Genomic DNA, 21553 nt, shown 5'->3' with positions numbered 1-21553 from the left:
CCGTAACCCTCTGGCACTCGAACAGGATCGAAAAGCTGGCCGAAAACGCCCTGGATCCCTCGTCCGGCGGCGAGTTACCGCCCCATCCAGCCGCCATCCACCGTCAGGATCGCGCCGGTCATGTAATCCGAGGCCGCGCTGGACAGGAAGACGATCGGGCCGGCAAAATCCTCGGGGCGCCCCCAACGGCCCGCGGGGATGCGCGCGAGGATCGCCGCGGATCGGTCGGGATCGTTGCGCAGCGCCTCGGTATTGTCGGTGGCGATATAGCCGGGCGCGATGGCATTGACCTGAATGTCATGCGCGGCCCATTCATTCGACAGCGCCATGGTCAGCTGCCCGACCGCGCCCTTGGAGGCGGCATAGCCCGGCACGTTGATCCCGCCCTGAAAGGTCAGAAGCGAGGCGGTAAAGATCACCTTGCCACCGCGCCCGCGCGCGATCATGCCGCGCCCGACCGCCTGGCTCAGCAAGAACTGCGCGGACAGGTTGGTCTCGATCACCTCGTCCCACCATTCCTCGGGGTGGTCGGCGGCGGGCATGCGCTTGATGGTGCCCGCATTGTTGACGAGGATGTCGATGGGTTGGGACTCCATCCCGGCGGCAAAGGCTTTCAGCGCCGCACGGTCCGAAAAATCGACCGAGTGGCCCGTAAAGCTGCGGCCAAGCGCGCGGATCTGCGCGCCGACCTCGCCCCCGTCCGCCGCCATGCTGGCCGAGGCGCCGATGATGTCAGCGCCCGCACGGGCCAGTGCCAGCGCCATGCCGGCACCGATGCCGCGCCGCGCGCCGGTCACAAGGGCGGTCTTGCCGGTCAGGTCAAACAGGGTCATGCGGCACCTCCGATCTGGATCAGTGTCTTCATTGCCGTGGGGTTGCCGTCCAGCGCCTCGAACGCGGCCTGCACCTCGGCCAGCGGATAGCGGTCGGTGATCAGGCGGCCGACCGGCAGGCCTTCGGCCAGCATGGCGATGGCGCGGTCGTAATCCTGGGGTTCATAGACGCGGGCACCCAGCATCTCGACCTCGCGCCAGAAAAAGCGAAACAGATCGACCTCAGCCTTTTTCGCGTGAATGGCGACCATGACGATGCGGCCGCGCGCGCGCACCGCATCGGTCATCAGATCGACGCCGGGCTGGGTGCCCGAGACCTCGAAGACGACATCGGCGCCGGCGCCGCCGGTGCGCTCATGCACCGCCTCGGCCACATTCACCTCGCGCGGGTTCAGCCCCTCGACCCCCATGGCGGCGGCCATGTCCAGACGGTTCTGGTTGATCTCGGACAGGATGACGTTTGCGCCTTCGGCCTGCGCGACCATGGCGATCAGCATGCCGATGGGGCCGCCCCCGATGACCAGCACGGTTTCGCCCGCCTTGAGCCTCGCGCGGCGCACGTCATGAACGGCGACGGCCAGCGGCTCGACCAGAGCCGCCACCTCAAGCGACAGGCCCTCGGGCAGGCGATGCAGCGTAAAGGCCGGGACGATCCAGCGCCCCTGCATCGCGCCATCGGTATCGAGGCCAAGGAATTTCAGGTTCTGACAGATATGGGCGTGACCCGCCTTGCAGGTCGGGCAGCTGCCGCAGGGATGCAGCGGGCGCACGACGACCCGCTCGCCGGGGACGAAGTCGCCCGCGTCCGGGCCGACCTCGGCCACGGTGCCTGACATCTCATGCCCGATGACGCGGTTCTTGCCGACGCGGGCATCCATATTGCCGTGAAACACATGCAGGTCGGTGCCGCAGATGCCGACATAGGCCACGTCGATTGCGACCTCGCCGGGGCCGGGCTGGCGCGCGGGCATGGTGCCGACGGCAAAATGCCGGTCACCGCGATAGAATGCGGCGGGATGGGTCATGGATCGGGTCCTTTCAGGAGTGGATGGCAAAGGGCGCGAGGCGCGACCAGTCGAAGGCGACGCCGGTGCCGGGGGTGTCGGGGGCGATGCAATGGAGACCGTCCAGCACCAGCGGACGGGTGGTATATTGATCGATGGGGAAGGAATGCACCTCGACCCAGCCGGCATTTGGCTGTGCGCCGACCAGACTGACATGCAGTTCCTGCATCCCGTGCGAACAGACCGGAATGCCGTGTTCGGCGCAAAGCCGCGCCGCACGCAGCCAGCCGGTGATACCGCCGCAATTGGACGCATCGGGTTGCAGATAGGCGCAGCGCGACTGGGCCACCGCATATTCGAATTCGTGGATCGTATGCAGGTTCTCGCCCATGGCCAGCGGCACGCCGGTTTCAGCGTGGATGCGGGCATAACCCTGATAATCGTCGGGAATGGTCGGCTCCTCGAACCACAGAAGGTTCAGGGGCGCAAAGCCGCGCGCGGCGGTGATGGCCTGATCGACCGACCAGCCGTAATTGGCATCGACCATAAAGGCGCGGTCGGGCCCAAGCAGATCGCGCACCGCCTCGGCCCGGCGGAAATCGTCGCGCATGTCGGGCTGGCCGACCTTGATCTTGACCGCCTGATAGCCCTCGTCGATGAAACCTTGAACATTGGCGAGCAAGCGTTCCAGCGAGAAGTTCAGGTCAATCGCCCCGCGATAGGCGCGGCTGCGGTTCGACGCACCCCCGGCCATGCGCCACAGGGCCTGACCTTCGCGCTGTCCGCGCAGATCCCACAGGGCGATGTCGATGGCCGAGATCGCAAAGGAAGCAATCCCGCCCCGCGCGACGTAATGGACGCGCCATTGCATCGCGTCGTAAAGCGCATCGATGCCGGTTGCGTCCTTGCCCAGCAGGAAGGGCCGCAGGTCGTGGTTCACCATGGCCAGAATGGCGCGCCCGCCAAAGCCGCCGGTATAGGTATAGCCGGTGCCGCGGTGCCCGTCCTCGGTGGTGATCGTCACCGTGACAAGTTCGAAATGGGTGTGATCGCCATGCTTGGCGTCCGACATCACCTCGGGCAGCGGGACGCGAAACAGCCGGGCTTCAAGATCGGTGATGCGGGGCATGATGACCTCATTTCTTGGCGGCGGGCCGCGCCAAGCGGACCTGCAACAGGATGACGACAAGCAGGAACAGGCCGCGAATGACCGACTGCCAATGGGCAGACAGGCTGATGGTGCCACGCCCGTTCTCGAAGTTCAGAAGATTGAAGACCACGCCGAACAGAAGCGCCCCGGCGACGGTCGCGGGAACCGATCCCATGCCGCCGGTCAAGAGCGTGCCGCCGACGACCACCGCGGCGATGGCGGCCAGTTCCCAGCCCGCGCCTTCAAGCGGCTGGCCCGCGCCATAGCCCGAGGCGAGGAACACCCCGGCAAGCCCGGCGCAGGCGCCTGAGAACACATAGACAAAGATTTCGGCCCGGCGGGTTTTCAGGCCCATCAGATGCGCGGCCTCGGCATTGCCGCCGATGGCCAGCACGGTGCGGCCCAGCGACGTGCGCTCGACGATCACCCAGGCGATGACGACGACGACCAGCGCGATCAGCATGGTCCAGGGCAGGACCGCGCCGACCTTGTTCATGCCAAGCTTGGTGAAGTCGCTGGCCCAATCCACCGGCACGGTGCGGTTGTCCGACAGCCGCAGCGCCACGCCCTTGGCCGCCAGCATCGTGGCCAGCGTCGCCATAAAGGGCGGCAGCCGCAGTCCCGAGATCATGCCCGCGTTCAGCGCCCCCGCCGCCAGCCCGGCGGCAAGGCCCGCAGGCAGCGCGACGATCAGCCCATGCGGCGAAAGCTGGGCCGCGACCACGCTGGCCAGCGCGGCAACCGTGCCAACCGACAGATCGATCCCCCCGGTCATGATCACCAGACACATGCCGACCGAGATCAGCACGAACATCGAGTTATAGCCCAGAAACGACGACAGGTTATAAGCCGAGGCAAAATTGTCGTAGCGCAGCGTGCCAAAGACGATCAGCAGGACAAGCGCGACCCAGACGGCGACATGGCCATCCCCCAACAGCTTTTTCATCACGCCCTCCGCCCGCGTTGCAGCCAGACGGCCACGGCGATGATCACCGCCGTCACAATCAGCGTCATCTCGTCCGAGATGCCGTTGGCGATCAGCGTATAGCCCATCAACTGAATGAAGACGGCGCCCAGCAGCGTGCCAAGGATCGGCGCGCGTCCACCGGCCAGCGCGGCCCCGCCGACAATGGCGGCGGCAATGGCGTCTAATTCCATCAACTGACCGATCCGCGCGGCGTCCGAGGCCGAATTGATCGCGACGACAATCAGCCCGGCAAGACCGGCCAGGACGGCGGCGATGACATAGGTCGCGATCTTGACCCGCGCCACCGGCACGCCCGCCATGATCGCCGCGCGCTCATTGCCGCCCGCCGACAGCAGATAGCGGCCATAGATCGTGCGCCGGACGGTCCAGGCCAGCACCAACGTCAAGACCAGCGCGATCCAGCCCTGCACCGGCAGGCCAAGGATGCGCCCGGTGCCCAGCCATGTGAACGATGGGTTGTGGAAAGTCTGCAGATTGCCGTTGGTCAGCACCTGCGCGATGCCGCGCCCCGAAATGAACAGGATCAGCGTGGCGATGATCGGCTGCACGCCGAAGACGCTGATCAGCACGCCGTTGAACAGCCCGCAGAAGCCCGCGACGATCAGCGGCAGCAGGATCGAGGCCGCAAGCCCCAGCCCCGGACTGCCCACCGCCCAGTCCGACAGAAAGATGATCGGCGCCAAGGCCCCCGCCACCGCCATGGTCGAGCCGACCGAAAGGTCGATCCCGCCCGAGGCGATGACCAGCGTCATGCCCAGCGCCACGATGGCGATGGTCGCAACCTGGCTGACATTCACGGCCAGCGTCTGCATGTTCAGGAAATTCGGGGTGACAGCCATGTTGAGCAGGATCAGCACCGCCAGAGCGGCCAGTAGTCCGGTCAATTGCCGGTCGAGGCGCAGGTTCATGCCGCACCTCCGGCCGCCATGGCATGGATCAGCTGATCCTCGGTCACGCCGGGATTGGACAGGCGCGCTACGCTGCGGCCGTCCTGCATGACCACGATGTCGTGAGCGCCCTCGATTAGTTCCTCGAACTCGGAGGAAATCAGCAGGATGGCGCAGCCCTGTTCGACGCGCTCGCGGATGATCGCCTGAATCTCGCGTTTCGCGCCGACATCGACGCCGCGTGTCGGCTCGTCCAGGATCAGGAAGCGCGGTTCGATCGCCAGCCAGCGGCCCAGCAGCACCTTTTGCTGGTTGCCGCCCGAAAGCTGACGGATCGGCTGGTCCATATGCGCGGTCTTGATGCCAAGCGCGCGGATGAACTGTTCGACGATCTGGCGTTCGCGCGCCTCGTCGATCACGCCCATGCGCGACAGGCGCGGCAACAGGGCAAGGGTCAGGTTCTCGCGCACCGAAAGGTCGGGGATGATGCCCTCGGTCTTGCGGTCCTCGCTGAGAAAACCGATGCCCCCGGCGATTGCCCCGCGGGGCGAGGTGATGGCAGCGGGGTGCCCGTCCAGTGCCATCCGGCCGCTGGTCAGCGGGTCCATGCCGAAAAGCGCCAGTGCCGCCTCGGTCCGCCCCGAGCCCAAAAGCCCGGCAAGGCCCACGATCTGACCCGCGCGGACCGTCAGGTCCAGATTGCGCAGGCGGTGGCCAGTCGACAGGCCCACGGCCTCGATCACCGGGCGGCCCTCGGTCTGGGCAGAGCCACTGCCGGCCAGCTCGGTCATGCCGGCGCGGCGAATATCCTCGGCGCTGCGGCCCAGCATGCCGGCGATCAGATCAAGCTTGGTCAGATCGGCCATGCGCGCGGTGCCGACGGTGCGGCCGTCGCGCAGGATGGTGGCGCCGTCGCAGATCTCGAACAGCTCGTCGAGGAAGTGGCTGATATAGATCACCGCCGTGCCCTGTGCCTTCAGCTGGCGGATGACGCCGAACAGCACTTCGACCTCGCGCTCATCCAGCGATGAGGTCGGCTCGTCCATGATCAGAAGCCGCGCATCCATCGAGGCCGCGCGCCCGATGGCCACCAGCTGCTGGATCGCGGTCGGATAGCTGCCAAGCGCGCGATGCGGGTCCAGATCGATGCCAAAGCGCGACAGCACATCGCGGGTGCGCGCCTCGGCCGCACGCCAGTCGATCATGCCAAGGCGGGTCTTGGGTTCATAGCCCAGGACGATATTCTCGATCACCGTGCGCTGCGGCACCAGTGTCAGTTCCTGATAGATGGTGGCGATCCCGGCCTCTTGCGCCTCGCGCGGGGATTTCAGGTCGATCTCGCGCCCCTGCCAGCGCACGGTGCCGCCATCGCGGCGATAGACCCCGGTCAGGATCTTGATCAGCGTCGATTTGCCGGCACCGTTCTGGCCGACCAGCGTATGGACTTCGCCCGGCTGGATCACCAGCGAGGCATCCGACAGCGCCGGAACGCCGCCAAAGGCCTTGGTAATCCCGGTCATCTGCAAAAGAGGATCGCTCATGTGCCTGCCGTAAGGATGCGGATGGTCGGATGACCGGGCCGATGCCGCAGTGATGCGCGGCGCCGGCCCGATGCTGCGATCAATAGGCCTCGCCGATATGCTCGGCGGCATTCTCCTTGGTGAAGATGCGATCCTCGACCTTGACCCAGGGCTCGATCTTTTCGCCGGCGGCGTATTTCTTCATCGTGTCGCAGGCCAGCGGCCCGAAGAAGGGCGAGCTTTCGACCGTGACGCCCATCTTGCCGTCGATGATCGCCTGAAGCGCATCGCGGGTCCCGTCGATCGAGACGACAGTCACATCCTCGCCCGGCTTGCGGCCGGCAGCTTCCAGCGCCTGAATGGCACCGATGGCCATTTCATCGTTATGGGCATAGACGACGTTCACATCCGCATGGGCCTGAAGCAGCGTCTCCATGACCTTGCGGCCCTCGTCGCGGGCGAAATCGCCCGAGCGGCTGGCGACGATGGAAAAGCGGGCATCCGCCGCGACGGCATCGTCAAAGCCCTTTTTGCGGTCATTGGCGGGCGAGGATCCGGTCGTGCCCTCAAGCTCGACGATAACGCCCTTGTCGCCCTTGAAGTTCTTGATCAGCCAGTCCGCCGCGCGGCCGCCCTGATCGATGAAATCCGAGCCAAGGAAGGACACATAATCGCGCCCGGCCTGCGCCACATTCGGATCGACCGAGCGGTCGACCAGGAAGGTCGGGATACCGGCCGCCTTGGCGCGCATGACGGCGGGGATCAGCGGGCTTTCCTCGCGGGGCGGCAGGAACAGCACGTCAATGCCTTGCGCGATCATGCTGTCGACATCGGCAACCTGTTTGGCGGCCGAGCCACCGGCATCGGTCAGCACCAGATCCCAGCCACAGGTCGCGGCAGTGTCCTGAAAGCTTTTGGTCTGGGCGATGCGCCAGGGGTTGTTGCTTTCGGTCTGGGCAAAGCCGACCTTGTATTTGTCCTTGACCGCCAGCGCCGGCAGGTCCTGCGCAAGCACCATTCCGGCCGGCAGCAACATCGACAGGGCGACCGCGCCCATCAGAATACGTCTTTTCATGTCTTCTCCTCCCAAAGAAGCGATCCTTTGCGGACCGCGTTGCCGTCGAGCCCCGATCAGGCCCAGTTGAGATACATGGTCTTCTTGCGCAGATAGCCGTCGAAGCCGTGTTTCCCGTCCTCTCCGCCCAGGCCCGACTGGCCCCAACCGGAATGGAACCCCTGCACCAATTCGCCATTGGCGCGGTTGCAGTAGATTTCGCCGAAATTCAGCCGCGCGGCGGCGGCCATCACCCGACGCTGGTCGCGGGTCCAGACATAGGCCGACAGCCCGAATTCGCTGTCATTGGCCAGCGCAAGCGCCTGATCGAACCCATCGACGGCCAGCGCGGCCACGACCGGGCCAAAAACCTCGTCGCGCATCACGGGCAGGTCATTGCTGTCGGTCCGCAGCACCGTCGGCGCCATCCAGTGACCGCGCGCAAAGGCCCCTACGCGCAGCGGCCCGCCGCGCAGCAGAACCTCGGCCCCGGCGGCGATCGAAGCAGCCGTCAGCGCCTCGACCTTCTCGACCTCGCCGCCGCTGACCTTCGGCCCAAGATCGGGATCGGTCAGGGGCATGCCGATGCTCAGCGCGGCGGCGCGGACGGTGAACTTGTCCATGAATTCGTCGGCAATGGCACGGTGCAGGTACATGCGCTCGTTGCAGGTGCAGATCTGGCCGCAATTGGTGAAACGCGCGATCACCGCCGCCTCAACCGCGCGGTCGATATCGGCATCCTCCATCACGATGAAGGGCGCCTTGCCGCCCAGCTCCAGCCGCAGGTTCTTGATCTGCGCCGCGCCCGCCGCATAGATCTCGCGCCCCGCGCGGGTCGAGCCGGTCATGGTGACCATATCCGCGCCCTCGACCAGCGCCCGGCCCAAGGTGCGCCCGTCGCCGGTCACGACGTTGAACAGCCCCGGCGGCAGACCCGCCTGTTCGGCCAGCGCCGCCAGCGCCAGCCCCGACAGCGGCGTGAATTCATGCGCCTTCAGGATGAAGGCATTGCCCGCGACCAGCGCCGGCCCAAGTTTGCGCGCGGCCAGCGCCAGCGGATAGTTCCAGGCGGTCAGCCCGACCACCACGCCATGCGGCAGGCGGCGGATCTGGATTTCCTCGTCCGGCGCATCGGCGGGCAGGATCTCGCCCTCGACCCGGCGGGCCTGTTCGGCGGCATAGCGCAGAAAGGTCTCGGTCGCGCCAACCTCGCCGCGCGCCTGCGCAAGCGGCTTGCCCTGTTCCATCACCACAATGCGGGCGAGCAGGTCAGCATTGTCGCGGACGGCATCGGCAATGGCATGAACCGCCCGGCCACGTTCGACCGCCGGACGCGCGGCCCAGCCCGGTTGCGCGCGGCGCGCCGCCGCCAGCGCCTCGGCGGCGGTGTCGGCGTCGCCGGCGGGGGTGATGGCGATGATGCTTTCATCGGCGGGGTTTTCGACCTGATGCCCCTCGGTCGCGGCCTTGCCCCAGCGGCCGCCGATCAACATCTGCGCGGCGACAGGCCGGCCTTCGGTCACGAGTTGAGTGAGTCCTTGCAGCACGAGCATCGCCTTATTTTGGTATGATCAAAACTTGAGGTGATTAACGACACGAATCGGACATTGGTCAAGAAAATTTTGAATTTTCGCCAAAGAACGTCGACATCACTAATTTTACGCGGACCAAAATATAGATATTGCCAAGTTATGGTATGTCATTATGATCGGACCAAACCCACCAATCGAGCCACCCATGACCACCCAGACAGCCCCCAGCAAACCCGCCGGCAGCCGTGCCGCCGATGCCGTGGTCAAGGTGATCGAATCGCGCATCGCGGCGGGCGAACTGCCCGATGGCGGCCCCCTGCCCCCGGAACGCGACCTGATCGAAACCTTCGGCGTCAGCCGCACCGTGGTCCGCGAGGCGGTGGCGACGCTGGCCAGTCGCGGCCTTGTCGAATGCAAGCCGCGCTTTCGCCCGGTGGTCCGCCGCCCCGGCTATGACGCGGCGCTTGCCGCCGCCAGCGGCGTCGTGGGCTTTCTGCTGGCGCAATCGGGCGGGGTCAAAAGCCTATACGACATCCGTATCCTGCTTGAGGCGGCGCTGGTGCGTCACGCGGCCAAGCACGCCCGAAAAGCGGATGTCGAGGCATTGAAGCTGGCGCTGGCCGCCAATGAAGCCGCGATCCCGGACAGCGAAAGCTTCTATCGCACCGACGTGGCCTTTCACGCCGTGCTTTACGAGATTCCGAAAAACCCGATCCTGCCGTCGATCCACAAGGCCTTTACCGGCTGGCTGGAACCGCATTGGGTCAAGATGGAGCGGTCGCCCGAACGCAACCGGGTGAACTTTCTGCGCCATTCCGACATTTATCACGCCATCCGCGACCGCGATCCCGATGGCGCCGAGGCCGCGTTGAACGCCCATCTGAATGCCGCATGGGAATATGTGCGGGGCACGTTCGACGACCTCTGATCACCCCGCCAGCCGATTGCCGCGAAGGAAAGGATCACCCATGGCGCGTGAGGAATTCGACCATATCGTCATCGGCGGCGGCTCGGCCGGCTGCGTGGCGGCGGGGCAGCTGGTGGCGCAAGGCGGCTGCCGGGTCCTGCTGCTTGAGGGCGGGCATTCCAACCGCCACCCGCTGCTGGACATGCCGCCGGGCATCTTCAAGATGATCAACGGCTCGAAATTCATGGAATATCACACAACCGTGCCGCAGCCGCATCTGAACGGCCGCGCCCATGACATTCCGCAAGGGAACGTGCTGGGCGGCGGATCGTCGGTCAATGCGCAGGTCTATATGCGCGGGCGCCCGTCGGATTACGACGCATGGGACGCCGAGCTGCGCGGTAATAACGATGGCGCCGACTGGTCATGGAAAGCCGTCCTGCCGCATTTCCGCGGGATGGAGGACAACAACCGCCTGTTGAACGAACATCACGGCGCGGGCGGTCAGATGAAGGTTTCGGACCCCGGCCATATCGACCAGATGTCGCGCTGGTTCGTGCAATCGGTGCAGGCCTTGGGCGAACCATTCAACCCCGATTTCAACGGCGCCTCGCAGCGGGGCGTGGGATTCTACCAGTTCATGAACCGGCATGGCCGGCGCTCATCGGCCGCCTATGCCTTTCTGTCGCCGATCGAGGGGGATCCGCGCCTGACCCTGCGCCTTGAGGCGCGGGCCGAGCGGATCCTGATCGAAAACGGCCGCGCCGTCGGTGTAGAATGGCGTGACAAGGCCGGCACGCTGCATGAAAGCTTTGCGCGCGGCGAGGTGATCTTGACCTCGGGCGCGCTGATCACGCCGAAATTGCTGATGCTGTCGGGGATCGGCCCGGCGGATCATCTGCGCGAACACGGCATTGAGGTTCTGGCCGATCTGCCGGGCGTCGGGCAGAACCTGATCGACCATCCCGAAGTGCCGATCATCGCCACCGCGAACGGCCCCTATGGCTATTTCAAGCAAGGCGTCGGCTGGCGGATGATCCGTAACGGGTTGCAATTCAAGCTGTTCGGCTCGGGTCCGATCCTGTCGGCGGGGGTCGAGGCCGGCGCCTTCGTCAACCCCGACGACCCTACGGCCGAGCCGACGATTCAGGCCTTTTGCGTGCCCATCGTCTATCTGGACCGCGACACGCGAAGCCTTGTCGAAGATACCTATGGCCTGACCGTGACCACGGTGGTCGTGAAGCCCCGGTCGCGGGGCGAGGTGCGGCTGCGCTCGGCCAATCCGGCCGACAAGCCGCTGGTCAGTCCGAACCTTCTGAAGGATCCGACCGATATGGCCGCGATGATCGCCGGGCAGCGGTTCTTTGTCCGTGCTTTCCAGACCGGGCCGCTGGCCGAACGCATCAAGCGGATCGCCATTCCCGACCCGGCGGCGCTGGACGATGCAACGCTGGCCCAGCATTGCCGCCGCTTTGTCAAAACCAATTATCATCCGGCCTCGACCGCGCGGATGGGGGCCGATGGCGACCCGATGGCGGTTCTGGACGCGCGGATGCGCGTGCGCGGGATCGAGGGACTGCGCGTCGCCGACATGTCCGCCGTTCCCGACATCAATGCCGGCAATACCAATGCGCCGGCGATGATGCTGGGCGACCGCTGCGCGGCATTCGTGCGCGGGGCGTGAGGGCACATACGCCCCTCGGGCATGCCGCATTCTCGCTCCACGCCCGCAGGGATGCACGCCGGTCACGTGGGGACATCCCAGCCCTCCAAGTCGCGTTCACGTCGCGGCGGGTCAAAACGCCCGCGTCAAACCCGGATCGCCGCCGCCTTTGCGGGCATGGGCATCGCCATGCTGTCAAAGTCGTGATGATCGAAAGCGCCGCCATCCTGACCGACATGTGCTATCAGACGCGGCGCAAGCTGGCGCGCGGCGTCCCATCGGTCGAGGTCTGAGGAATGAAACAACAACGCGCGGGTTTTGGCGGCGGCTGCCATTGGTGCACCGAGGCCGTGTTCCAGTCGCTTCGCGGCGTGCTTGAGGTTTCACAGGGCTTCATCGCCTCAGACGCGCCGCATGACAGCTTTTCCGAGGCGGTGGCGGTGACCTGGGATCCGGCCGTGATCGCCTTCGAGGATCTGATCGCGGTACATCTGGCCACCCATTCCAGCAGCTCGCGCCACAAGATGCGCGGCAAATATCGCAGCGCCGTCTATGTCCATGACACCGCCGATGGCGCGGATGCGCGCCGGATCATCGACGCGATCGCAGAACAGACGGATAGCAGCTTTGTGACCGAAATCCTGCCCTTTCGGGCCTTCAAGGCCTCGGACGCGCGGTTCAGGGACTATTACACCCGCAACCGCGAGGGGCCGTTTTGCGACGCCTATATCGAGCCGAAACTGGCCATGCTGCGACAGCGCTTCGCAGCCCTGCAAGCGGGGGCCGCGACCAAGGTGTGAGATGCCGTCCGGGGCGCGCCCCCGGAACGGCGGAGAACCAAAGCCCGCGGGAAAATCCCGATCCGCTTTGCGGCGGATCGGAAACGAGGGGTGGTCAAGCCCGCGACAACCGGCGCATCACGACCGGCGCCGGATCCGCCCCGCCGCAAACCGGATCGCACCGGGTCGGCATCGGCGGGCCGCAATGCGCTATCTGCACGGATGGCGCGACCGGACAGCTCCCGGCCGCGCCCCTTGGATCAGCCCTGCGCGCCGTGCGCCCAGGGGCCGTGCGGGGCGTCGCGGCCGTCCAGACGCTGAAAGCCATGCGCGCCGAAAAAGTCCCGCTGCGCCTGGATCATGTTCGCGGGCATGCGCGGCGTGCGCATGAGATCGAACCACGAGAGGCCCGCCGACAGCGCCGGCACGGCGATGCCCGCCTGAGTCGCGGCGATGACGGTCCGGCGCAGCGCGGGCTCATGCTTGCGCAGCATGCCGGTAAAGGGTTCGGCAAAGATCAGGTTCCCGTCCGGGGCCGCCTCAAGCGCGCTGGCCATGTCATTGAGCATGTCCGACCGGATGATGCAGCCCTCGCGCCAGATCCGGGCGATGGTGGCCATGGGCAGCGACCATGAAAACTGTTCGGCCGCCTTTGCCAGCATCTCGAAGCCCTGCGCATAGCACAGGATCTTGCCCGCGATCAGCGTGCCCTCGATCACCTCGCGATCCAGCGCGCCTGCGGCCAGCGGATGCGGCAATGCGCCAAAGACCCCGGCGCCCCGCGCGCGCGTATCGACCCGGGCCGAGATATTGCGCGCGGCCACCGCGGCCTCGATGACCGGGACCGGCACGCCCAGCTGCTGGGCCTCGATCGCGGTCCAGCGGCCGGTGCCCTTTTGGCCGGCAGCGTCAAGGATGGCGTCCAGCATCGGACCGCCAGAGATCGGATCCACCGCCCGCGCCACCTTGCCCGAAATCTCGACCAGATAGGATGCCAGCGTGCCCTTGTTCCAGGTCTCAAAGGTTTCGGCGACCTCCGCGGCATCCCAGCCCAGCCCGTCATGCATCAAGGCATAGGTTTCGGCGATCATCTGCATATCGGCATATTCGATACCGTTATGGACCATCTTGACGAAATGCCCGGCGCCCCCCTGCCCCATCAGCGCCGCGCAGGGCGTGCCCTTGTACTTGGCCGAAATCGCCTCGAGCATGGGGCCGACGCGCTGCCAATGCGCGGGCTCGCCCCCGGCCATGATCGAGGGGCCATGCCGCGCGCCCTCTTCCCCGCCGGATACGCCGATACCGATAAAGTCGAATTTCGCATCCCGCGCCCCGGCGGTGCGCCGCTCGGTATCGGTGAAATTGGCATTGCCGGCATCGATGATCAGATCCCCCTCGTCCAGCAGGGGCGCCAGCGCCTCGATCTGGGCATCGACCACGGGGCCGGCGGGCACCATCAGGATGATGGTGCGCGGACGCGTGATGGCCGCGACCAGATCCTGCAAGCTATGGGCCGGGGTCAGATGCGGGGCCAGATCGCCGGCCGAGGCGATGAATTCATCCGTGACCGTACCGGTCCGGTTGAAGACCGCGATGGGATAACCCTTTTCGGCAATGTTCAGCGCCAGCGCCGCCCCCATCGTGCCCAAGCCGATCAACCCGTAATTCACGCGATCCTGCATCATCCGTACTCCCGCTTTTCTGACTGGCCTCCCGGGCCGTGTTCCGGCGCTAACATGGGACATCCCCCGGCGGATGTCGATGCGCCGGGGGCAGATAATCGCCGCGTCAGCCGGCGCGATAGGTGCGCGTGGCCTCGGGGTCGGTCATGTCATGGGGCAACGCGGCCAGCGCGTCCCATGCCGCCTGCGGGATCGGCGCCGAGGCCCAGTCCAGCACCTGCTGGACGCGCTCGGGCTTGCTGACCCCCACGATGGTCGAGGTCACGCGCGGGTCGCGCATCGAAAACTGCAACGCCGCCGCCCCCGGCGCGATGCCATATTCGGCGCAGATCGCCTCGATCCGGCGGATGCCGGCAAGGGCCTCGTCGCTGGCTTCCTGATAGGTCAGGCGGGGCATGACGGCGCTGCCCTTGGCCAATACGCCGCCGGCGAAGGGCGCGGCGTTCAGGATTGCCATGCCCGCGCCATGGGCATAGTCGAACATCGCATCCGCCGAACGGTTGACCAGCGTCATGCGATTATGGCTGACCAGCGCGTCAAAGGGCCAGGCGCGCAGGATCGGAAACATCATGTCGATCCGGCCCATGGCCAGCCCGACCGCGCGGACCAGCCCCTCGGCCTTGAGCTTGAAAAGCTCTTCCAGCGCGCCGCCCTTGCCGGTGATCTCATTCAGATCGCGGGCATATTCGGGATCGTGCAGATGCAACAGATCCAGCCGGTCCAGCCCCAGCCGGGTCAGGCTTTCCTCGACCGAGCGGCGGACGCGGTCGGCGTCAAAACGCCCGCTGGTCATGTCGCGGTCCAGCTTGGTGGCCAGAACGAAGCCATCGGGCAGGCCGCCGCGTTCGCGGATGATGGCGCCGATGCGTTCCTCGCTGCGGCCAAAGCCGTAATTGTTCGAGGTGTCGAGCATGTTCACCGGGCCGTCCAGGATCGCGGTCACGGTGGCCCGGGCGCGATCCTCATCGACCGAATAGCCATAGGTGGCCGGCATGTCGCCCAGCCCCGAGGTTCCGAAACAGATGGGCGTGACCTTGAGCCCGGTCCCGCCGATGGGTCGTTTGTCCATGTTCCCCCCTAGATGCTGCCGCCTTCGACCATGAAATTCTGTGCCGTGCACATCGCCGCGTCGTCCGAGGCCAGAAACACCGCCATGCGCGCGACATAGACCGGCTCGATCATGTCCTTGAGGCATTGGCGGTCGCGATGCGCCTCCATCGCCTCGGGGGTCAGCCACAGCTCTTTCTGGCGTTCGGTCATGATCCAGCCGGGCACGACCGTGTTCACCCGGATGCGATACGGGCCAAGATCGCGCGCCATGTTGCGCGTCAGCCCGTGCACCGCCGCCTTGCTGGTCGCATAGGCCGGAAAGCCGCCCATGGGCATCATCCATGACAGCGACGCCATGTTCACGATCGACCCGCCGCCCGCCTCGATCATGTCGGGGGCGACGGCCTGAATGGCAAAGAACATGTGCCGGATATTGGTGGCGGCGCGCTCGTCCCAATATTCGGCCGTCACCTCGCGCCAGTCATGGCGGTCGTCGCGGGCGGCATTGTTGACCAGCACCTGTGCCGGGCCCAGCCGTTCCCTGAGCCGCGCGAAGGCGGCTTTCAGGGCCGCGATATCGCGCAGATCGCAGGGCTCGAACGCGATATCGCCGGGCGTGGCCGCGACCAGCGCCGTCGCCGCCCCGACATCAAGATCGACGAAACCGACACGGCACCCCTGGCCCGCGAATTCGCGCACCAGATCCGCCCCGATCCCCGAGGCGCCCCCGGTGATGAACACCGTCCGCCCCTTCAGGCTGGGATAAATTCCGAATTGCATCGCCATGTTCCGATCCTTCCCCCTCATCAGACCCGGTCCCTCGTCAGATCCGGTAAAATTCCGCCGCCGTGCCGGCAAAGACCGCCGCCCGGCCCGCATCCGACAGATGCGCGCACAGGCGCAGGGCCATGTCGTGCCAGTCCCGGTATTCGCAGCGCAGCCGCAGCACCGGCCAGTCCGACCCCCACATCACCCGTTCGGGACCAAAGGCCGCCAGAATATGATCGCTATAGGGCCGCAGCCCCGCCTCGTCGGGGGTCTGATCGGCCTCGGTCACAAGGCCCGAGAGCTTGCAGCGGGCATCGGTCCGCGCCGCCAGCCGCGCCATGCCCTCGGCCCAAAAGGCAAAGGTGGCCGGGTCGGCATCGCCAAGCCGCGGCTTCAACCCGTGATCCAGCACCGCGCGCATCCCCGGATAGCGTTCCAGCAGCACCAGAAAATTCGCCATATGGCGCGGAAAGCCAAGGCAATCAAAGCTCAGATCCAGATCGCAAATGGCACGGAACGCCCATTGCACATCCGCGCGCAGCATCCAGTCGTCATCGGCAATATCCTGAATCATCGGCCGGACGCCCCGGAATTTGGGGTGCCGCGCCAGCCGGCGCAGGGTCTCGATCTGTTGCGGATCCTCAAAGTCGATCCAGCCGATCACGGCGGCAACATGATCGGTCGCATCCGCGATGCCCAGAAGATAGTCGGTTTCCGCCACGCTGGGCGCGGCCTGCACAAGCACCGTGCGCCCGATCCCGGTCGCCGCCAGCCCCGGCGCCAGATCGGCGGGGCCATAGGTCCGGCTCAGCACCGGATCATCCGCCGGCATCCAGCCATAATCCCCGCGCGCGGGGTTCCAGAAATGGTGATGCGCGTCGATCCGTGTCATGGAAGCGCCCCGGAAAGCCCCCGGCGGGAATGCGGCCCCGCCCGGACAGGGCCAGCCTGCCCCAGCGCGCCCCGTATGGCAACCCGGTGTCCCCGCCGGCTGGGGATCAGGCAGGGATCACCGGATCCGCCCGGTCGCGGGCTAGTTGGTGGCGGCCAGCATCTCGCGCAGCTGGCTGGGGAAAAGTTGCAGGATCAGGGTTTCGGTCGCCGCCTTGCCGTCATGTTCGACATAGACGCGCAGGTCGATCGGCTCATCCTCATCCGGCGGCAGATCGGCGAAATCGATGTCAAAGATCGCCCGCCAGCCATCCTGTCCGACGACCGGATAGGCCGCCTCGCCGCCGACGCGCCCGCGCGAGGCGGTGACGACGGTGCGGATCGCGGGGCCGCGTTCGGCCCCTTCAAGGCCGGTCGCCTCGAAATCGCAGACCACCTTGACGGTGTCGGCGGGACGGGGCTGGCCGGGGATGCCCCCCTTGCCCAGCCGGACGGCGCGAAAGCGGGCGTTGATCGGCGGCTGCGGATTGTCGGCCAGCCAGCTCAGCCGATAATTCATCCGGTATTCGCGCCCCGCCGCCGCCGGATCGGCCGGGGTCCAGAAGGCGACGATATTGTCGAATGTCTCGTCATCGGTGGGCAATTCGATCAGGGTGACGGCGCCCGCCCCCCAATCCTCAAGCGGCTCGACCCAGGCCGAGGCACGGCGGTCATAGAAAACGCCGTCATCCTCATACTGGTCGAAATCGCGTTCGCGCTGCATCAGGCCGAACCCCTGCGGGCTGGGTGTGGCAAAGCTGTTGGCCATGACGCGGGGCGGATTGTTCAGCGGCCGCCAGATGCGTTCGCCGCCGCCGGTATGGATTTCCAGCCCGTCGCTGTCATGCACCTCGGGGCGCCAATCGGCGGCGACATGGCGGTCATGCTTGCCAAACCAGTACATCGAGGTCAGCGGCGCGATGCCCAGGCGTTCGACATCGCGGCGCAGAAAGATATCGGCGCTGATATCCTGAACGACGCCCTTGGCCGCGCCGTCCTGACGGCGCGAAACGATGCGGTACGCCCCGGTCGCGCGCGGGCTTTCCAGCAGCGCATAGGTGGTGATGGCCCCGTCGCCCGTCTGTTCCAGCCAGAACCGGGTAAAGCGGGGGAATTCCTCGGGGCCGTCGGCAATGGCGGTGTCCAGCGCAAGCCCCCGCGCCGACAGGCCGAACTGTCCCGAATAGCCCGAGGTCCGCCAATAGGACGCGCCCAGAAAGGCCAGCCAGTCGGCCGACTGGGCGGGATCCTGCACCGCGAAACCGGCGAAACCCTCGGTCTTGTTCAGCTGACGCGCGGGGCTGTCGGCGGGCATCGTGAAGAGATCGCGCGAAAACGGCACCTCGCGGGCCATGCCGTCCTCGACGACATAGACATGCACCGGCTCGGGGAAATAGCGGCCCGGAAAGAAGAACTGCACCGGATTGTCATCGCCATGCCCGGCCCAAAGCTTGCGTTCGGGGCGAAAGCGGATGCGACCATGGGCGTCATAGTCGATCTGATCCAGGATCGCCGCCTCGGGCTTGGCCATGGGGGTAAAGGTCTCATGCGCCAGCCCCTGCGCCGCCTCGCGCAGGCGCTCGAACGAAAACGGCTCGGCCGGCCCCAGCGCGATCCCCGAGGCGATGGCCTCGGCCTGCGCGCGCGCCATTTCGGGCAACAGAAAAAACGCCCCCAGGCCCAGAGACTGGGCGAGAACGGTGCGGCGGTCGGGTCGTTCGAGGGTCATGCGACTCTCCGGATGTCATTGCTTCTTTGCAAGTTTCTGTCGGGACGCGCGCCGCCGCAATTGCAAATCGGCACCCGGGCACGGGTTTGCTGATCCAAGATGCGATTTCCGGCATGGTCTCGCCGGCCAGACGGGTCGCCGCCGCCGGGATGCGGGCATCACCGCAACGGAAAGCGGGCGGTGGCACCCGGCCACCGCCCGCATCATATCCCGACCCGACCGGGCCGGATGATCGCTTCGCCGTTACAGCCGGCCAAAGCGCCCGGACTGGAAATCAGTGATCGCCTGCCGGATCTCGGCCTCGCTGTTCATCACAAAGGGGCCATAGGCCGCGACCGGCTCGTCGATCGGCTCACCGGCCAGAACCAGCAGCTTGGCGTCGCTCGCCGCCTCGACCACCACGGCCCCGCCTTCACGCGACAGCCGCGCGCTGGACGGCCCCGAAAGCCGGGTTTCCGCGTTCAGCACCACCTCGCCGCTCAGCACGACGACGATGGTGTTATAGCCCTCGGGCGGGGTCAGGGTGACGGTCTTGCCGGCATTCACCCGCAGATCCCACACATCCATCGGCGAAAAGGTCCGCGCGGGCCCCTTGGCGCCGTCGAATTCCCCCGCGATCACGCGCAGCCGGCCGGCCCCCTCGGGCAGTTCGACGGCCGGGATCTGCGCCGCCTCGATGCCCTGATAGCCGGGGGCGGCGGATTTGTCGCGCGCGGCAAGGTTCACCCAAAGCTGCACCATCTCGAAGCGGCCGCCACGGGCGGTAAAGTCGTGGCTGTGGAATTCCTTGTGCAAAATCCCCTCGCCGGCGGTCATCCACTGCACATCGCCTTCGCGGATCACGCCACCGCGCCCGGTGCTGTCGCCATGCTCGACCTCGCCCTCATAGACGATGGTCACCGTCTCGAACCCCTTGTGGGGATGAACATCGACACCGCGCGGCCGGGCCGCAGGGGCGAAATCATGCGGACCGCCATAGTCCAGCATCAGAAAGGGCGTGTTCTCATTCGTGCCCGACATATGTGAAAACAGCGAACGCACGGGAAAACCGTCGCCGACCCAATGGCCGCCGGGTGCATTCGAGGTGGAAAGGATCTTGCGCATCATGACCTCCGTCACAGCAGGTTTCTCAGACAGGGCGGACCCGCCGCCGTTGTCAGCAAGATGGGGGCGATCCCCGGGCGAACAAGGCGCCATGCGTTCGACACGACAGAACGCCGATTTCGACAAGCGCCACTTGCACAGAACAAATCCGCGGACATATCCTGATCCTGGAAACGCATCCGGCCGGCCCGGTTCCATGGCCGCCACAGAAAAGGACACCCGCGATGAACAAACCCAGGATCGGCGTCATCATCGGCTCGACCCGCGACACGCGGCTGGCCGACAAGCCCGCGCAATGGCTGATCGAACAGGCCCGGACGCGTCAGGACATGGAGTTCGAACTGGTCGATCTGCGCGATTACGACCTGCCGCTCTTCAACGAGGTGGCCTCGAATCTCTGGGTGCCGTCACAGGACCCCAATGTCATCCGCTGGCAGGAAAAGCTCGCCGAATTCGACGGCTATATCGTGGTGACCCCGGAATATAACCATTCGATCCCCGGCGTGCTCAAGAACGCGCTGGATCAGGCCTATCGGGAATGGAACCACAAGCCGCTGGCCGCGATGGGCTATGGCGGCGTGGGGGCGGCGCGCGCGATCGAGCATCTGCGCGGCATCGCGGTCGAGCTGATGATGGTGCCGCTGCGCAATGCCGTCCATCTGGGCGGGGGCGAGTTCTTCAAGATCAGCCCGCTGGGCCAGAACGGCCCCATGTCCGAGGTCGACGCCCTGTTGCGGCCGTCGCTGAACGCCATGCTGGACGAACTGGCATGGTGGGCGGATGCGACCAAGGCCGCCCGCGAACGAACCGCCTGACCGGCCGATCCATGGCGGCGATCCGCGCAGGCATCGCGGCGCCGCCCCGAACGGCGTTGTCGCGAAACGGCAAACGCGTCAGCCTGAACCAGACCTCACCAACCAGAGCGCAACGCCCCCATATCCACAAACGAGGCCCCGCATGAGCCAGATCACCATCACCAAAGAGGACGGCCCAAGGAATGGCCGCTATGTCGCCCGCATCGACGGCATCGATGCCGAGGGCGAGATCACCTTTACCCATCGCGGCCCCGGCGTGATCAGCGCCGACCATACCGGCGTGCCCGACGCCATGGCCGGCCAGGGCGTCGCCAAGGCGCTGCTGAATGACCTGCTCGAGGATGCGCGGCAATCCGGGTTCCGCATCATTCCCGTCTGTCCCTATGTGCGCGCGCAATATGCCCGCCACCCCGAATGGGCCGAGCTTTTCACCACCAAACCCGGCGAAGACCCCTGAACCACCCTGTCAGGAGAACAGATCATGGCAAAGACCCAACCCGAACCGATCCGCGACCCGAAAAGCGACCGGCTGCTGACGCCGGAAAACTGCGCGCTGGTGCTGATCGACTATCAGCCCGAACAATATCGCACCGTCACCTCGTCCTCGGTCGATGAAATCAACCTCAACGTCATCGCGCTGTGCAAGCTGGCGCGGGCCTATGACATCCCGGTCATCGTGTCGACCGTCGGCGTGGACATGGGCGTGAACACCGGCACGGCGGCCGAAATCATGGCCGAACTGCCCGGCGTCACGGAAATCGACCGCAGCGGCGTCAACGCCTGGGAGGACGAGGAATTCCGCAACGCCGTCGCCGCCACCGGGCGCAGGAACATCGTCATGGCGGGCCTCTGGACCGAGGTTTGCCTGACCTTCCCGACCATCGACATGCAGGCCGAGGGCTTTCACGTCTATCCGGTCGCCGATGCGGTGGGGGGTATCTCCCCGGTCGCCCATGACCGTGCCATCGAACGCATGCAGGCGGCGGGCGCGACCCCGATCACCGCGATCCAGTTCGGATCGGAACTGATGCGCAACTGGGCGCGCGACTCCTCGCAGAAATTCCGCGAGGTACTGAAATGGTACTTCCCCAAACGCTTCGCGCTTCTGAAAGAAGGCAAGATCTGATCGCCGCAATCCGCGCGGCGGCCCTGCAAAGG

At 66.1% G+C, this 21553-nt stretch carries 20 protein-coding genes; 6 read left to right on the top strand and 14 right to left on the bottom strand.

The window, feature by feature from the left end:
• Window positions 1-74: 74 nt before the first annotated feature.
• From ACFOMH_RS04270 to ACFOMH_RS04235, 8 genes are all read right to left on the bottom strand, one after another.
• Entirely contained in the window at window positions 75-833 is a 759-nt protein-coding gene (locus ACFOMH_RS04270) for an SDR family oxidoreductase (protein WP_377742835.1), read from the bottom strand.
• Entirely contained in the window at window positions 830-1858 is a 1029-nt protein-coding gene (locus ACFOMH_RS04265; protein WP_377742833.1) for a zinc-dependent alcohol dehydrogenase, read from the bottom strand. The genes ACFOMH_RS04270 and ACFOMH_RS04265 overlap by 4 nt, the downstream gene beginning before the upstream one ends.
• A gap of 13 nt (window positions 1859-1871) precedes the next feature.
• Window positions 1872-2966: a mandelate racemase/muconate lactonizing enzyme family protein gene (locus ACFOMH_RS04260; RefSeq protein ID WP_377742831.1), complete on the bottom strand. Its 1095-nt coding sequence runs from the start codon at window positions 2964-2966 to the stop codon at window positions 1872-1874.
• Between the two features lie 7 nt (window positions 2967-2973).
• Window positions 2974-3933 (bottom strand): ABC transporter permease, encoded by a 960-nt coding sequence (locus ACFOMH_RS04255; protein WP_377742829.1) that lies wholly within the window; start codon window positions 3931-3933, stop codon window positions 2974-2976.
• Complete coding sequence (locus ACFOMH_RS04250; protein WP_377742827.1) at window positions 3933-4883, bottom strand: ABC transporter permease; 951 nt, start codon at window positions 4881-4883, stop codon at window positions 3933-3935. Before ACFOMH_RS04250 ends, ACFOMH_RS04255 begins: the two co-directional genes overlap by 1 nt.
• A complete protein-coding gene (locus tag ACFOMH_RS04245) occupies window positions 4880-6403 on the bottom strand; it encodes a sugar ABC transporter ATP-binding protein (protein WP_377742825.1) in 1524 nt (507 codons plus the stop codon). The genes ACFOMH_RS04250 and ACFOMH_RS04245 overlap by 4 nt, the downstream gene beginning before the upstream one ends.
• Window positions 6404-6482: 79 nt before the next feature.
• A complete protein-coding gene (locus tag ACFOMH_RS04240; protein WP_377742823.1) occupies window positions 6483-7457 on the bottom strand; it encodes an ABC transporter substrate-binding protein in 975 nt (324 codons plus the stop codon).
• Window positions 7458-7513: 56 nt separating this feature from the next.
• Complete coding sequence (locus ACFOMH_RS04235; RefSeq protein ID WP_377742822.1) at window positions 7514-8989, bottom strand: aldehyde dehydrogenase family protein; 1476 nt, start codon at window positions 8987-8989, stop codon at window positions 7514-7516.
• A gap of 184 nt (window positions 8990-9173) precedes the next feature.
• Here ACFOMH_RS04235 and ACFOMH_RS04230 point away from each other — a divergent pair, with 184 nt between their 5' ends.
• The 3 genes from ACFOMH_RS04230 to ACFOMH_RS04220 all read left to right on the top strand — a co-directional run bounded on the left by ACFOMH_RS04230 (window position 9174) and on the right by ACFOMH_RS04220 (window position 12338).
• Complete coding sequence (locus tag ACFOMH_RS04230; RefSeq protein ID WP_374425459.1) at window positions 9174-9896, top strand: FCD domain-containing protein; 723 nt, start codon at window positions 9174-9176, stop codon at window positions 9894-9896.
• Between the two features lie 40 nt (window positions 9897-9936).
• Window positions 9937-11559 (top strand): GMC family oxidoreductase, encoded by a 1623-nt coding sequence (locus tag ACFOMH_RS04225; RefSeq protein ID WP_377742821.1) that lies wholly within the window; start codon window positions 9937-9939, stop codon window positions 11557-11559.
• A 275-nt stretch (window positions 11560-11834) separates the two neighbouring features.
• Window positions 11835-12338, top strand: coding sequence for a peptide-methionine (S)-S-oxide reductase (locus ACFOMH_RS04220; RefSeq protein WP_374425457.1), 504 nt, complete (start codon window positions 11835-11837; stop codon window positions 12336-12338).
• Between the two features lie 239 nt (window positions 12339-12577).
• Here the strand turns inward: ACFOMH_RS04220 and gndA are convergent, their stop codons facing one another.
• The 6 genes from gndA to ACFOMH_RS04190 form a co-directional block, all read right to left on the bottom strand.
• Window positions 12578-14002, bottom strand: a complete 1425-nt coding sequence (gene gndA / locus ACFOMH_RS04215; protein ID WP_377742820.1) for an NADP-dependent phosphogluconate dehydrogenase — start codon at window positions 14000-14002, stop codon at window positions 12578-12580.
• A 103-nt stretch (window positions 14003-14105) separates the two neighbouring features.
• Window positions 14106-15068, bottom strand: a complete 963-nt coding sequence (locus tag ACFOMH_RS04210; protein WP_377742819.1) for an aldo/keto reductase — start codon at window positions 15066-15068, stop codon at window positions 14106-14108.
• A gap of 8 nt (window positions 15069-15076) precedes the next feature.
• The gene (locus ACFOMH_RS04205) at window positions 15077-15835 is read right to left on the bottom strand and encodes an SDR family NAD(P)-dependent oxidoreductase (RefSeq protein WP_377742818.1); all 759 of its coding nucleotides are present in this window, start codon (window positions 15833-15835) and stop codon (window positions 15077-15079) included.
• A 37-nt stretch (window positions 15836-15872) separates the two neighbouring features.
• Complete coding sequence (locus ACFOMH_RS04200; RefSeq protein ID WP_377742816.1) at window positions 15873-16709, bottom strand: amidohydrolase family protein; 837 nt, start codon at window positions 16707-16709, stop codon at window positions 15873-15875.
• Between the two features lie 141 nt (window positions 16710-16850).
• Window positions 16851-18476 carry a glucan biosynthesis protein gene (locus tag ACFOMH_RS04195; RefSeq protein ID WP_377742814.1) on the bottom strand — a complete coding sequence of 542 codons (1626 nt, stop codon included), beginning with the start codon at window positions 18474-18476 and terminating at the stop codon, window positions 16851-16853.
• Window positions 18477-18719: 243 nt separating this feature from the next.
• The gene (locus ACFOMH_RS04190; RefSeq protein ID WP_377742812.1) at window positions 18720-19583 is read right to left on the bottom strand and encodes a pirin family protein; all 864 of its coding nucleotides are present in this window, start codon (window positions 19581-19583) and stop codon (window positions 18720-18722) included.
• 221 nt (window positions 19584-19804) lie between these two features.
• Between ACFOMH_RS04190 and ACFOMH_RS04185 the strand changes: the two genes are divergently transcribed.
• The 3 genes from ACFOMH_RS04185 (at window position 19805) to ACFOMH_RS04175 (ending at window position 21521) form a co-directional block, all read left to right on the top strand.
• A complete protein-coding gene (locus ACFOMH_RS04185; protein WP_377742811.1) occupies window positions 19805-20395 on the top strand; it encodes an NADPH-dependent FMN reductase in 591 nt (196 codons plus the stop codon).
• Between the two features lie 142 nt (window positions 20396-20537).
• Window positions 20538-20852: a GNAT family N-acetyltransferase gene (locus tag ACFOMH_RS04180; protein WP_377742810.1), complete on the top strand. Its 315-nt coding sequence runs from the start codon at window positions 20538-20540 to the stop codon at window positions 20850-20852.
• 24 nt (window positions 20853-20876) lie between these two features.
• A complete protein-coding gene (locus tag ACFOMH_RS04175) occupies window positions 20877-21521 on the top strand; it encodes an isochorismatase family protein (protein ID WP_377742808.1) in 645 nt (214 codons plus the stop codon).
• The last annotated feature ends 32 nt before the right edge of the window (window positions 21522-21553 follow it).

Source organism: Paracoccus mangrovi (assembly GCF_042648425.1).
Taxonomy (GTDB): domain Bacteria; phylum Pseudomonadota; class Alphaproteobacteria; order Rhodobacterales; family Rhodobacteraceae; genus Paracoccus; species Paracoccus mangrovi.
Note: the sequence above shows the minus strand (reverse complement) of the source record. Positions and strands in the feature narration are given on the sequence as shown.